Origin of the sequence: Halomonas sp. KO116, assembly GCF_000734975.2 — a bacterium.
Classification (GTDB): domain Bacteria; phylum Pseudomonadota; class Gammaproteobacteria; order Pseudomonadales; family Halomonadaceae; genus Vreelandella; species Vreelandella glaciei.
The window spans coordinates 86,495-100,131 of record NZ_CP011053.1 but is presented as its reverse complement, the minus strand read 5'-3'; the positions used below and the strand labels follow the sequence as shown (position 1 = coordinate 100,131).

The 13,637-nt window shown below is 52.6% G+C and carries 16 protein-coding genes; 13 read left to right on the top strand and 3 right to left on the bottom strand.

The genetic code is table 11. From position 1 onward, the window contains the following. Window positions 1-2 precede the first annotated feature (2 nt). From lnt to KO116_RS21810, 3 genes are all read left to right on the top strand, one after another. Window positions 3-1,535: an apolipoprotein N-acyltransferase gene (gene lnt, locus KO116_RS21820; protein WP_035556060.1), complete on the top strand. Its 1,533-nt coding sequence runs from the start codon at window positions 3-5 to the stop codon at window positions 1,533-1,535. Window positions 1,536-1,588: 53 nt separating this feature from the next. Further along, a complete protein-coding gene (locus KO116_RS21815; protein WP_035556063.1) occupies window positions 1,589-2,611 on the top strand; it encodes a L,D-transpeptidase family protein in 1,023 nt (340 codons plus the stop codon). Between the two features lie 180 nt (window positions 2,612-2,791). Then, on the top strand, window positions 2,792-4,171 hold the full coding sequence (locus KO116_RS21810) for an IS1380 family transposase (protein WP_035564251.1): 1,380 nt from the start codon (window positions 2,792-2,794) through the stop codon (window positions 4,169-4,171). A 437-nt stretch (window positions 4,172-4,608) separates the two neighbouring features. Here KO116_RS21810 and KO116_RS21805 read toward each other — a convergent pair whose 3' ends face one another. Both KO116_RS21805 and KO116_RS21800 read right to left on the bottom strand, forming a co-directional pair. Then, window positions 4,609-4,881, bottom strand: coding sequence for a hypothetical protein (locus KO116_RS21805; protein ID WP_144408647.1), 273 nt, complete (start codon window positions 4,879-4,881; stop codon window positions 4,609-4,611). A gap of 130 nt (window positions 4,882-5,011) precedes the next feature. Next, window positions 5,012-5,887 (bottom strand): DUF6685 family protein, encoded by an 876-nt coding sequence (locus KO116_RS21800; protein WP_035561761.1) that lies wholly within the window; start codon window positions 5,885-5,887, stop codon window positions 5,012-5,014. A gap of 263 nt (window positions 5,888-6,150) precedes the next feature. Between KO116_RS21800 and KO116_RS21795 the strand changes: the two genes are divergently transcribed. From KO116_RS21795 to KO116_RS21785, 3 genes are all read left to right on the top strand, one after another. Then, window positions 6,151-6,507: a DUF192 domain-containing protein gene (locus KO116_RS21795; protein WP_052703836.1), complete on the top strand. Its 357-nt coding sequence runs from the start codon at window positions 6,151-6,153 to the stop codon at window positions 6,505-6,507. Between the two features lie 213 nt (window positions 6,508-6,720). Beyond that, on the top strand, window positions 6,721-6,999 hold the full coding sequence (locus KO116_RS21790; RefSeq protein ID WP_035561763.1) for a type II toxin-antitoxin system RelE/ParE family toxin: 279 nt from the start codon (window positions 6,721-6,723) through the stop codon (window positions 6,997-6,999). Window positions 7,000-7,139: 140 nt separating this feature from the next. Next, complete coding sequence (locus tag KO116_RS21785; RefSeq protein ID WP_035561890.1) at window positions 7,140-7,418, top strand: HigA family addiction module antitoxin; 279 nt, start codon at window positions 7,140-7,142, stop codon at window positions 7,416-7,418. Window positions 7,419-7,984: 566 nt separating this feature from the next. Here KO116_RS21785 and KO116_RS21780 read toward each other — a convergent pair. Beyond that, window positions 7,985-8,533 carry a hypothetical protein gene (locus tag KO116_RS21780; RefSeq protein WP_035561765.1) on the bottom strand — a complete coding sequence of 183 codons (549 nt, stop codon included), beginning with the start codon at window positions 8,531-8,533 and terminating at the stop codon, window positions 7,985-7,987. A 479-nt stretch (window positions 8,534-9,012) separates the two neighbouring features. Between KO116_RS21780 and KO116_RS26125 the strand changes: the two genes are divergently transcribed. From KO116_RS26125 to KO116_RS21750, 7 genes are all read left to right on the top strand, one after another. Continuing rightward, complete coding sequence (locus KO116_RS26125; RefSeq protein ID WP_052703835.1) at window positions 9,013-9,432, top strand: Abi family protein; 420 nt, start codon at window positions 9,013-9,015, stop codon at window positions 9,430-9,432. After that, the gene (locus KO116_RS26120) at window positions 9,429-9,935 is read left to right on the top strand and encodes an Abi family protein (RefSeq protein ID WP_206604591.1); all 507 of its coding nucleotides are present in this window, start codon (window positions 9,429-9,431) and stop codon (window positions 9,933-9,935) included. Before KO116_RS26125 ends, KO116_RS26120 begins: the two co-directional genes overlap by 4 nt. Window positions 9,936-10,209: 274 nt before the next feature. Further along, window positions 10,210-11,115 carry a hypothetical protein gene (locus KO116_RS21770; protein ID WP_035561768.1) on the top strand — a complete coding sequence of 302 codons (906 nt, stop codon included), beginning with the start codon at window positions 10,210-10,212 and terminating at the stop codon, window positions 11,113-11,115. A 645-nt stretch (window positions 11,116-11,760) separates the two neighbouring features. Then, complete coding sequence (locus tag KO116_RS21765; RefSeq protein WP_035561771.1) at window positions 11,761-12,105, top strand: hypothetical protein; 345 nt, start codon at window positions 11,761-11,763, stop codon at window positions 12,103-12,105. Beyond that, entirely contained in the window at window positions 12,095-12,508 is a 414-nt protein-coding gene (locus KO116_RS21760) for a hypothetical protein (RefSeq protein WP_035561774.1), read from the top strand. The genes KO116_RS21765 and KO116_RS21760 overlap by 11 nt, the downstream gene beginning before the upstream one ends. A gap of 128 nt (window positions 12,509-12,636) precedes the next feature. After that, complete coding sequence (locus KO116_RS21755; RefSeq protein WP_035561777.1) at window positions 12,637-12,945, top strand: hypothetical protein; 309 nt, start codon at window positions 12,637-12,639, stop codon at window positions 12,943-12,945. Between the two features lie 160 nt (window positions 12,946-13,105). Next, on the top strand, window positions 13,106-13,504 hold the full coding sequence (locus KO116_RS21750; protein WP_035561780.1) for a hypothetical protein: 399 nt from the start codon (window positions 13,106-13,108) through the stop codon (window positions 13,502-13,504). The last annotated feature ends 133 nt before the right edge of the window (window positions 13,505-13,637 follow it).

Genomic DNA, 13,637 nt, shown 5'->3' with positions numbered 1-13,637 from the left:
GTATGGACTCAGTCGATCAAGAAAAAAAATATACGTTTGTGGCTGGGCGACTCTCACCAACAGTCGATTGCGTTGTAGCGCTAGCCGCTGGGGTGCTGACCACCTTGAGTGCCGCCCCCTTTTCCCTATGGTGGCTTGGCCCAGTGGCCGTGGCACTGGTCTATTGGAAGATAGCGTCGCTAACGCCTGCCATGGCCACCCTGCGTGGGTGGTGCTATGGGGTAGGCCTGTTCGGTTCTGGCACATCGTGGGTCTTCGTTGCTATTCACGACTTCGGTGGCACCGGGGCCTTGGTGGCGATGTTCCTCACCACTCTTTTTGTCAGCGTCCTGGCGCTCTTCTTTGCAATCCCCTTTGGGCTCTATCGACGCATCACGGGGCCACGGTTCGCCTTTCTTAGCTTTGCCGGTATGTGGGTGGTGAGCGAATGGCTACGCACTTGGTTGCTCACCGGCTTTCCCTGGTTATTGCTCGGCACCTCTCAGATTGATTCTCCACTAGCCCCATGGGCGCCCGTTGGTGGTGTGTACTTGCTGTCACTCATGACCGCGCTGACAGGTACGTTAGGGGTAGAGGTTCTGCGTCGCCGCTGGGTTTTCCTTGTCCCAATGGCCGCCTTGTGGATCGTTCCATTCCTATTGCCCGCCCAATGGACAACCCCTGCTGGCAAGCCCATCCGGGTGGCATTGCTGCAAGGGAATCTTGACCAGCGCATTAAGTGGACTGCCCAAGGGCAGCGCGAGGCGGTCAATATCTACACAACGATGACACAAGAGCAAGCAAGGGACATCGATCTCATCGTTTGGCCCGAGGCAGCCCTTCCCATGCTTGAGCAGGAAGCACAGCGAATACTGGAGCAAGTAGCGTCCGACCTGGGGCCTAACACCTCCTTGTTGACCGGCATTTTGCAACGCGACAGTGAAGGGCGCTCTTATAACAGCGTCATAGGGCTAAATGATGTGCAAGGCGAATACCAGAAAGCGCACTTAGTACCCTTTGGCGAGTATTTGCCATTCCAAAGCCTCCTCGCTGACACCCTTGCTTTTTTCGACTTGCCAGCACCCCGCCTGACCCCAGGGTCAGACGGACAGGCTCCGTTACACGTGGCTGGCACTACCATTGGCACTGCCATCTGTTACGAGATCATTTTCGCCGACCATGTCGCCCAACAGGCGCGTAATGCCGAGCTGCTATTAACGGTTTCCAACGATACGTGGTTTGGGCGTTCCATTGGCCCACACCAACATCTTCAAATGGCGCGTCTACGTGCCTTAGAAAATGGTCGTCACCTACTTCGAGCTACCAGTAATGGCGTGACGGCCATCATCGATTCACAAGGCCACGTCACAGCCCGTGCCCCACAGTTTGAACCGGCCAGTTTAACTGGCGAGGTGACCCCGATGCAGGGCCTAACTCCTTTCACACGCACCGGTAGTGGCCCCGCTTGGATACTCGCTGCCTTGCTGACGCTGCTCGGATTACAACTAAACTTATCTCGATCAAAAAACGACGCATTAGATGAAAAAGGAACCTAGCGATGCTCTTGGCAAAGAACGCAGCAATACTTAAGAGACTCCTCCCATGGCCAATGCAGATCGGCTTCATCGTGAGTGTGATGGTTTCGTCTCTGGCATGGGTCCCTGTCGCCATGGCGGCACAACCTTCCACTGCCCAGGAGACGGAATGGCCCAAGGGGCATTACCCGCTACCTGAGGAAGGCAATATTATCGGAGAGGCTGACACCTTCATTGTGAAGGATTACGAGGATACTCTGATTGATATTGCCAGACGTCACAACCTTGGCTACCAGGAGATTGTACGTGCTAACCCAGAGGTCAGTATTTGGGTGCCCGGAGTGGGTACTGAAGTAACCATTCCAGGACGCTTCATCCTGCCGAATGTCGAGCGTACTGGTGTCGTCATCAATATCGCCGAGCTGCGGCTTTACTACTACCCAGATGTCAAAACCGGTGAGACACCGCGCGTTGAGACCTATCCTATCGGCATCGGTCGCGAAGGGTTTGATACTCCTCTAGGCGTGACCGAGACCACCATGAACATTAAAAACCCCGCATGGTACCCGCCTGAGTCGGTAAAACGTGAAGCTGAAGCACGCGGCGAAACCGCACCAAGCGTTGTGCCGCCCGGCCCCGATAACCCGCTGGGAGACCACGCCATTATTTTAGGCTTCGATGGCTATTTGATTCACGGTACCAACCAGCCAGATGGCATTGGCATGCGCGCAAGCCGAGGCTGTATCCGCATGTTACCCAAAGACATCGAATCTATATTTGACCGCATCCCTCCCGGCACCCAAGTCAATATCATCAATCAGCCTATTAAAATCGGTTGGCAGAATGGGCAGCCGCTTATTCAAGCAATTCCGCCACTAGGGGAAGAAGAGCACAGCATGACCGCTATATCAGATGCCATTACACGCCTTGAGCAACGCAATGCAGATGGCGTTAGCTTCGATTACGAACAGCTTAGCGATTTACTAGCATTATCCAACGGGCTTATCGAACCCCTGTATCCCAAGCCGGAACCGAGTAATAAAGAAGACGACAATATCAACAGTGTTTATGAAGAACTGACACTTCATTCGTCGTGAATATCGATAAAGACAAGGCAGCGCGTTTTGTCAGCCCTTTGGAGAACAACGGCTTGGCTACCGTCAAGCCCTTAACCCGCCTTATTCATGAGGCCGACCTGAAAACGAAGATAGCGGATGGTATTCTCTTGAGAAATCAGAACGTTCCGGCAAGAATCTGAACCAAGAGAGCCATCCGCTATGGGTGAAAGCCTATCCACCTGGACGCCCTCATGCAACGGCTCTGTCCGTGTTGAGCTGAGCGGCCAGCGCACTACCAGCGACAGCGGCGCTCTGCTGTTGCGTGAGGCCCTCGACAACAGCGGCGTGATTGAGGCGCTGGAAGACAATCTGGTCGATCGACGCCACCCGCTGCGCATCCTTCATTCGCTGGCCAGCCAGTTGCGTACCCTGGTGCTGCAGCGTGCGATGGGCTGGATCGACCTCAGCGATACCGACACGCTGCGCCGTGATCCGCTCTGGCAGCTGGCCTGCAGCGATGCGCGCGGGACAACGCCCCTGGCCCAGGACCGGCCGTCTCAAGCCACGCTGTCGCGGCTGCTGAGCTGCCTCGGTCGTAACGACAATATCGATGCCGTGCACGAAGGCCTGCTGCGGCTGGTGGTCTGGCGCCTGACCTCGCTGCAGAACGGTGAACGTCCCAAGCAGCTGACGCTGGACATCGACGGCCTGCCGATCAAGGTGCATGGCCACCAGGGCGGGTCGGCCTATCATGGCCTTTACGGGGCCCGCATCTACTCGCCGCTGGTCGCCTCGCTGGCCGAGACCGGCGACATGGTGGGTGGGCTGCTGCGCGAGGGCAACGCCGGCCCGGCCGAGAACGCCGACACTTGGATCCCGCACCTGGTGAAGCGACTCAACGAGAGCACCGGCGCCCAGGTTCGGGTGCGCATCGACGCCGGTTTCACCGACAACGCGACGCTGGAGGCCCTGGAAGAGCGCGACATCGAGTACCTGGGCCGACTGCGCAGTCACTCCGGCCTGCAGAAGCTGGCGGCACCGCACCTGAAGCGGCCACCCGGCCGGCCACCCGAGCAGCCTCGCGAGTGGTGCCACGATCTGGAGTATCAAGCGGGCTCTTGGTCGGCACCGCGTCGCGTGGTGCTGGTGGTGCAGGAACGCCCCGATGACCTGCTGCTGCATGCCTTCTTCCTGGTCACCAACCTCGGCAAGTTCGACTGGCCGCCGGAGAAGGTCCTGGCGCTCTACCGCAAGCGCGGCAGCGCCGAGGCGCACATGGGCGAGGTGAAGTCGGCGCTGGACGTGCACCTCTCGTCGACCGATCGTGGCGCCTCCACCGTTCAGGACGTGATGGCCCGCAACGAGGTGAGCCTGCTGCTCAGCCTCTACGCCTACCAGGTCCTGCATGGCCTGCGCTGCCTGCTGGAGCGGCAGACCCGGCAAGGCTGGAGCCTCAGCCGGATGCGCGAGCAGGTGCTGAAGGTCGCCGCCACGCTGAGGCTGCACGCTCGGCGAATCACGGTTCATCTCGGAGCCGCTGCCGACAAGTGGTGGCCGACCTTGCTTAAGGGGCTGCCGAAGCTGACCGCACTGAGCTGACGCTCCTGCGAGACCACCACAGCATCAGAAAGCGAGCGACCGGAGCGGCGGTCGGCGATCACGGCTGCTTGGACGGCCGCCATTGATTCCAAAGAGCTATAAGTAAGTAGGAAAAGGGCTGCGTTCTGGCATTACTCAACAGCCACTCGCGCTGAAGATGCGAATCCTGATAAGCAATGCCAACAGCCAGTACCTTCAGACCGCTCAATCAGCGCCCTCGTGAATAAGGCGGGCTTAATATTCGCCGTGTGTTGTTGATTGAGCTCTTCCATCCCTAGCGTAGAAAGAGCTAATGCGATCATCACAACGTTGGTAGCATCCACTTTCGGTAGCACTGAAGTGTGACGAAGAGGATCTATTCTAAGCCCCTTCCACTGGCTGGCAGGGGCTTTTTCTATACCTAGGCAAAGTGATAAATATTATTTCCCTATTAAGATTCATTTATTCCAGTGTTTGTTTAGTGGCTGATGCTCTGTGTTCGCCTTATCAATTGCAGCACCGATAGCAGCATAGGCGTGTTGGTACGTCTTATAGTTTTTCTGATTGCTGTAATACACGTTAAAATCAACAAGGCTTCGCACCACTGCCAGCAGGGTTTCTGGCTCACCATCACGAGTGATAACGTCAATAGCGTCGGTCACAGATTCATCGTAAACGCGCATAGCTATCTCGGCGTGAAACGCCTCTGCGTCGTGTTTAATCTTTGCCAAGTTCATTCTCCTTATATGCGTTGCTAATCACTGTACTTTCAAAGCCCGCTAACAGCCTGGTGGTTCTACGCGCTGCCGCAATAACACCAGCTGATGTCAGCCCTGTCCAATGGATGTGCCCAGTTTTTTTCTATTGTTGTTTCGCCTGCTTGCGTAAGAGGTCGCCGACATCGAGCAAGCCATAAGCTCGGAATATATCGGCTACGCCCATGGCTTTGCTGTTCTCACAGGACAACAGTAAAAGGTGATGGCCATCCTGCCGCGGCGGGGGTGCTGAACAGATGGCGAATGGGATCTGCGCAGCCTCCATCCGCTTCATAAACGCTTCGTTCATTGTGTGGTGCTCTGGCTCGCAAAAGATGTCGAAGGCGCTGAGAATAACGTGGGCGACCTCGGTGTTCAGTTCATGCCTGGTCAAGGGAGCTTTTATGCGCAGCTCAGGATCGAAGAAGCCAGCAATCAGACAAGCTGCAGCGAAGTGATGGGCGCCACCCTGGTTGTTTAGATGGTATCCCCAGGGCCGCCAGCTGAAACCTTCCATTGATTCTTCAGTGCCAGCGCCGCCATGGAAGCGGAGTTCATGCCAGTTGAGCAAAGGTTCGATGCTGGCACGATTGTTGTGAACCAATTCGCGACATTCGCCGATAGCACAGGAGTCGAGAGTGGCGTAGCCGACGAGATCGCCTTTTCCAGACGCCAGGGAGATGATGCCTCTGATCGAGCAGCTGAAGTTATCATCGTAGGTGGTCGTTGTGAGTCCAGCGGCCGCTGGATAAGGCAGGCGCTGACATTGCAGCCCCGTTCGCCCTGGTCGCCAGTAGGCAATATCACCCCCTAAGCAAAGCGGCCATCGGTGCCATTGGATGATGCCGAGTTCGCTGGTGCTAGCGGCTGGGAGCGTTACCTGGGCTGCTAAGTGCGAAAATTCAATAGCGTGCTGCACGACTGCTGGGCTGGCCCAGCAAGCATGGCGCAGCCAGCGGATCAGTAATGTGGTTGCCAGCATAATATGTCCCCCCAAAGCCTAAACGTTACGGTCACCCTCGGCTCTATCTTGGAGTGATATTCTGATTTTATTCTGGAGCCCAGGTGATAATGTCACGGCGTCAACAAAGGCTTGTGAGATTCGATCGGCCCACGACCCGAAAAAGTATCCGCATTTTGGCGCTTTTCTTGATTGGCACTGCTCTAATCACGGGGATGATTCTTCGACAGGCCACTGCATTTTCCTCTGGTGTTTTGCACGCTAAGGAAGGCCGATATTCGCTCATGCTTGAGGTGGCATCTACCTCGCGCCAGCGTCGCAATGGCCTAATGGAGCGTGACTCAATGGCTCCCGATGCTGGCATGCTCTTCGTCTATGATGAGGAGCAGACAACCGATCATGCTTTCTGGATGTACCAAACTCGTATACCGCTTGATATTGCCTTCCTCGACCATGACGGAGAGATCCAGTCGATCACCAGCATGGCCCCCTGCACGAGAGAAAAAGAAGCCTGTCCGCGTTATCCAGCTGGCACGCGCTTCTGGATGGCCCTGGAGGTAAACGCTGGCTACTTCAATGAGCATGGTATAGCCGCTGGAGATCGCCTAGAGGTCGACCCTTTACAGCACCCCCCCTCTTAAAACCTGTTCTACTGCAGGAATGAGAGAGAAGCACGTTAATGAGCACACCCGTTTTTTCACCTCAATCGGGGCCAATCTAGTTGGCGGAACAACTGCTCCTGTACTGTCAGCCATGCCACCTTTAAGCAGTTTCTACCTCAGCTGTCATTGACGCGTGTAGCGTTACGCGCTACACTTCGAGGGCGTTTCACAACAAGGGAGCAAAGCAATGCGATGATAAAGAAGATCAAACACAAAGGGCTTAAACGTCTTTATGAGAAGGGAGAATCCCAAGGAGTACAACCAAACCATGTAGACGATTTAAGAGACATACTTGCTGCACTGGACGCAGCCACTAAGCCAAACGATATGAATTTGCCAGGATTTGATTTTCATAGTTTGAAGGGTGATAGAAAAGGCTTTTTTTCGGTGCATGTAAACGGTAATTGGGTAGTGATATTTACGTTTGATGGGGAAGATGTACACCTTGTTGACTATTTAGACTACCACTAACCCCGGCGTTCCTTGATAACCGGCTCGGTACGGTTATCAAGGGCCACCGAGAAAGATGGCCTCGCAGACGTAGCCATGAATGCAACACCTCAAATATGCGATACACAATTTGTGTAGAGAGAGAGAACTGAAACATGACCATGATGAACCCGCCGCACCCAGGTAGCTTATTGCGCCGTCGGATCGTGCCAGCGCTGGGGCTGAACGTCACTGAATTTTCCAAAAAGTTAGGCATGTCTCGTGCAGCAGTTTCACGCGTATTACATGAGCATGCCGCTATTTCCCCCGATTTGGCCGTTAAGTTAGAGCATGGCGGAATTGGCAATGCCAAGCACTGGCTAACGATGCAGGCAAACTATGAGCTATGGCACGCCGAGCATAAAGAACAGAACCATATTGAAAGATTTGCAGCTGTTTGAATTAGTAAGATATTAATTCGGAAAAACCCAACGTACCGCGACGTTGGGTTTTTTGTATCCAATTAGCCTCGCTAATTGAGACGCAAAAACCCGGCTTATTGCCGGGTATCAAGGTTTAAATATTGGCCATTATGAAAAATCTGCTTACCCATTCATGCGAACGTAGCAGGTAATAGCACCTAATTAGAGGTCGTCTTCTTCCTCTACATATTTTGGCACGCAGTCATTACAAAGCAATAATTGGCGTTCCTGGCCGAACACCACAGCTGGTATATTGTGAACTGCTTCTCGCGCGCATGGCGTCTCATCATCCTTCATGCCTTCGCACTCAATCACGGTGCTACCTCATCGGTTTTTTGTCTGACTAGAATTAACCAGCAGCTTCGCTAAAAGCCCTACTCCTATTAAACCACTAGGCCTGCATTTCGACACCCGTCGACATAGGTGTTATCTATATTCTTTTAACAGGTTAAAAAAACGTCGTATAGGGCCGGACTTTTGGTGTTTGATGTTGTGTCATGCCATCTGGATGTAGAGAAACCCGGCTGGCAATTCTTCGCAGCGTGTTACTTCTTATTCACGCGGTGGTAAATTTCTTCCTCTAAGACGAGCTTAAACGCCTCTCCTTCTGCTTCAAATTCATCCCACAAGCATTCTGGCAGCGATGCAGCGTCCAGATCGAGTTGGCCCGGCTGAGCGCCGTATTCTATTTCATTGACGATATGGGGTTCGCGCTGGATAAATAACGTGGCCATAGTGTTGAGCTTTTCGACTTCACGCTCTTTCTGGTAGAGCCTAATTTCATCTAGCGCCGGGCCTTCTGGCCAGGACTCTTTTCCTTCCATTCGACGTTTTGCCGTGTCAATCAGCTCGCCGAAAGCGCCCAAAGCCCCTGCTGCTGAACGATGCCCGTACTCATCGGCCGCCAAGATTAAATCTTGCTCTTCATAATCGCGCACAGCCACGCGAAAACTAACGCCATCACAATGCAAGACCGCGTAAGGCATGACACTGCTTTCGGCATCAATCCATTCGGCAATACCTCGTATAGTTGCTTCACGGTCAAAAATGCGTCGTGGGTAATCGTCCCAGCCATCGATAGCGTCGAGAATCATGCTTCCCCCTGTGGATGCTTATAAAGTTTACTAAGATAATGTCCAGTCGCTTTTCTATATTCATCTTGGTGTATAGGTAAAGTACTTCCAACCAAACATGTGAAATTCGATGAATTTTATACAGGCTATACGTTGGATTCCGGTGCAACATTCCCCCTATAGCTGCCTTTTACTCCTCAGACAAAACGTACAACTGCAAGTAGGCTAGTCCTGGCCAAGGTTCATCCTGGGCCGAGCACCCATTACGGATAAGAAACAGCTTAGATTGGCATGGGCACAGTAGAAGTCTACTACTGCAAGTGGACTTGTATCAGCCAAGGTTCCCCCTGGGACGGGTACCCATTCAAGATAGGAAACAGTCTAGATTGACACGAGAACAGTAGAAGCCTACTATTTAAGATAAGAATAACCCCCACGCCTCACAGGATTCGTCCTGACTGCGCACCAGGGGGTTAGTTTTTTTAGTGGTAAAAGAATGTATGGGGCCACAACTGCAACCACAACTAAACTTCACAAAACCCGCAAAATCCTCTTACGCCCACCTTCGTCATCTTCGCGCCAAGGGCCTCATCACCAAAGGTCAGCAATCACAAGCACTTAATGTCCTTCAGTTTGTCGGGTATTACCAGCTGCTCATTTATACGCGGCCGCTGCAGGATGATCAAAAACGTTTTTATCCGGGTGTAAGGTTTGACGATATTCTTGCGCTTTACGAGTTCGATCGTAGTCTTCGGCTAGTGCTCCTTGACGCTATTGAACAAGTAGAAGTCGCGTTCAGATCCGCCATAGTTAACGCTATGGCCAATGACAAAGACTGCGGCCCCCACTTCTATCTCAAAACCAAACATTTCAAGGACATGGAAGCGCACCGCAATTTCATGAAGAACGTCTTGGATTGAGACTTACCAACCCCATTAAGCACTATTACCACACTTACCATACGCCGCCTTATCCGCCGATCTGGACAATCTTGGAGGAGTTAAGCATTGGCCAAATGTCGCGGTTGCTTGCCAGTCTTGATCGCGAACATCGGAGGCGAGTGGCTACACAGTTTGGCTACGATGAAAAGGTCATTGTGTCGTGGCTCAAAAGCACAACCATGCTGCGTAATAATTGTGCCCACCATAGCAGGGTCTGGAATAATAATGTCGGCGCTGACAGCCCTCAAAGCGCGAATGCTATCCACTCCGAGTTTCCAGGCAACCCTGATCAAGGATTTTTCTTTTCCCGGACCGTCGCGCTCCAAGCACTTTTGAAAGCGATCGATCCATCAACAACTTGGCAGGATCGCTTCAAGACAGTTATGAGAACATTGCCAGTTGCGACGCTCTCAAAAGCCGGCATCACACCTCAGTCAATAGGGATTCCCTTTCAGTGGGAAACACGACCGTACTGGAACTGAATACAACCCGAAGCTAATTTTCAGAGAGTATCCTGAAACACCTTATTATCCAGGGAAAGGTACGATGTTACGCTGCCTGGGAGTTGCAGAATACGAGGCCTTGGCGAAAGTAGCCGGTCGTTTGCGCCTCACTTGGATCGAAGTCCCTGTTGAAATGGAGGGTAGCTGGGCAAGACTGACTGTCTGAATCGCCAAACTGTTGCCAATCTAAGTGAGTTAGGTGCCACATCCAGCTGATTTAAGTTTAAACAGTAGCTTGTAATAGGCCCTACCAATGATCACTAACATTAATGAGTACGAGGCAGAGACTGCCTTTGAACGTTTTGCTCTTGACCGGTATTTACCTCTGACAGCCCAGACATCTGGAAGCTACATCGATATACGTCCCCTAATTGATGGAGGAAAAAACGTTATACAGAACGGGGCGAGCCACATTCAAGCCAATCGAGAGGACAGCCTACGTGCAGCTTTCTTGCCATTGGCGTTTGGAGCAGCCTGGAAGGTGCTTGATCTTACGATCGAGCTTGCGCTGGCGGAACAAGGTATAAAACCTCAGCGGGAAGCTAAGCTCTGGCCAATTAAGGAAAAGGCTCGTCTCGCAATGAGCGGTACGCTGAATGGCGTGATCCTAACCGAGGAAACCTGCACCTGGGAAGGAATGCTGACTTGTTACGTGTCTACAATAGAGTATCGCCATAGCCTGATTCATCGACAAGCTCAGTTTGTGGAAACCCCCCTCACCTTATCGGGCTATGGTAGAGACGGTATGCCTCTTCCACCGCTAGATGAAGCTACGCTTAGAGCCTTAATCGCGTTATCACAACTCATCGGGGAAGGGATCATCAACAACGGGCTGAATCGTCGTCGTCTCGACAACGTGAATTTTCTATTGAATAGATTATTGTGCTTCGGGGTTAACTCAGTACCGAAAGGCGTCAGGATGAAGCCTATCGAATATTATTGGATGAAACTTCGACGAAACCCTCATGGCCAATGGGTGGCCCCCTTCTCGGTCGTTCGAGAGCAGATGCGATGCAGAAGACAGATAGGACACATTGACGTTCGCATCGACTTACCGGGAGAAAGCGGTCGCCAGCTTGTCGGTCAGTGCGAGGAGCTACCGGACAGGGATGTCACAATCGATTTCAACCAACCCCCAAGCTACCTAGCTTATCAGTAATGCTGCCTAGACAAGATAGATAAAGGAGAAGTGCTGAAATAGACATTTTACTCAGGCGGGCGCCGCTGGGGCCGCGCCATGGTGGGCACTGCGATTACCGATCGCGAGACATTGAAGCGATACCTTCGGGCGCTCACCGCCTGTGAAATTGATTCTACTAACGGCAGCTCGAAATAAGATCATGGCCGCCAAATCCTGCCTATCCAGCCTTCCCTCAACTGAGCGAGATTGTCGGTTGGGGATTATTTTTTCCGATATTAACTTCCCAGATGTCACCCATGTCCCTATCTTATTGGCGAGGCCGTTCATTGAACGGTATGGGAAACGGAAATTGCTAATCACGATGACCTCTAAGGTTGATTGTCAGGTTGTTTCGACAAGGCCCGCGGGCTTTTCGGCTATCACGCAAGGGCGCTTACGTCAGCAGTCCTGATAATAACCTCCTTGAGGAATCCCTGTGGCATTTCGCTCCAGGTAAAGCTGTCTTGCACAGCAAATCTGCAGCTTTCAGCTGATCAGATTCAAGGTTTTTACCTTCAAGCCCCTTCTAGTTCGCTAGTTGGGGCTTTCTCATTCTGTGTCATTGCCATCCCTAACTCCCTATAACCAGCCATTCATGAGCCTGGGGACAATAGGGGGGATCGCATGCAGCAACGTGTTGAGCAGGTGGATCAGGCCGGCGAGACGCTGGTGACACACTATCTGGATAATCCTTTTTCTCGGTCGTCCGTCATTGGCGAGGCTTGTATTCGCCTGTCATGGGATTGCTCCCATCCTAAGTACCCCCAACGCGAAACCCTGTTGCGATATGTCGCTGCCGCACAAGCCCTGGTGATCGATACCCAGCAGCACATCAATCGCCTGGCTTCACGAAAGCGATCTCGCTCCGCGGCCGTCGAGTATGCGATGAGGATTCACCTCGCAGGACGAGTTCGCGAGCAAGCCCTCCATGCCCTAACCAACCGGAATGAGATAACCAATGATCACTAGCATCGAATATACAAGTCGACGTGACATCGAGCGCCGGCAAGCAAGCGCCGATACTGTAGTCCTGTCCATTCGAGGGCTTGACGAGCGTTCAACTCGCTTGGCAAAGGGGGGGGATGATGTTCTCTTAATGCAGTTTGATGATGTCGTTCCCGGTGAAGGCTTCGGCTGCGAAGAACCCATGACGCTCGAGGATGCACAGAGAATTTCTGGGTGGATTCGCCAGTGGTCCAGCGATCGCAGGCCGGTGAAGCTGGTCATTCACTGCACTGCCGGGGTGAGCCGGTCTGCTGCTGTGGCTCTATGGGCTGGCGCCTCACTCAATCGACCTGCCCAGGGAGTCGAAGGTGATGGTAGGGATGCGAATCCGCACGTTCGGTCAATGCTCGACCGGGCGGCTGCGTGAAACGTCCATGTTTTATACTGTAGCCTATCGACTGGTTGCGGCCATCTAGCACTCAAGGCCTCCAAGGGTCACTCTGCGCCCTACCAATGATGAGTCCTGCAACGGGCAGGAATGACTAAGGAGACCGTATGAAAGAGTTCGAGGGCTGCTTCAAGGGTTACATGCTCAACAGCAGTATGGATGGGATGAGCCTCCCAGCAGGGGCCACTGAGCAGATTTATATCGGGTTGTACCATATCGATGGTGGGACAGCCGGGGAGTTCTGCATTCAGTGGGGTAATCACTCCCCTTTATTGCATGTTTATCAGGATGATTGGAAAGCCCTGTACTCTATGCAAGATGTGCTGAATTTACTGGCTGAACTGGATGGCAAAGAGATAACTCCAGAAAAGTTTATTAAGAAACTTAAAGCCTTAGGGTTTCGAGAGAACCTGTAGTTTCATTGAGGCTTAACGAGATTTTATTTCATCCTGAAGGCCCCTCAAGATCGAGGGGCCTTTTTCATTGCGCTGCACAGAGCCTCACCAGTTGTGTCAGTGGAGTCCCTATCTCTTCTTGAGACCTGCAATTCAGCAGGAATGAGAGAGAGGAACGATCATGGAACTTAATAAATTTGACGGCTTTGCAATCTGTGGTGACACCGTTACAGGTACGAATGGCCACTTAACCGTCACACTGATGCTCGACAATGATCCAGTGGTGACCCCGGACTTCTTCGATAGGTACTCAGATTCCGATAAGGAAGCTTTTGCTGAGCATAAGTGGTTCTTCGGTATGCTGTCCGCCAAGGTCGAAGTAAAGATAGGTAGCCAACCCGTGCTTTTGAGCGATGTTGAATTCGCAAGAAGTGGGGTTGAGGTCAATAGGGACGATAATAATGCCCGTCTTAACGCTAGTGCTTTTGAGCTGGCTCAGAATGCACTGGCTCGCGGCATCGAGCTTCTTGAAGGGATCGATACCGCCGCTGATAACATTCCAAAGCTCGAAATGTTCTGATGAGCTTTTCCTAGACCCCTCTCTTTTGAGGGGTCTTTCTCTTCACGCTGAACAAAGCATTTCTCACATCTTTAATTGCTGCTGTGCAACGTTCCCCCTCAGCCTCAGCCGCCAGGCAGGGCTGTTTCTAGGG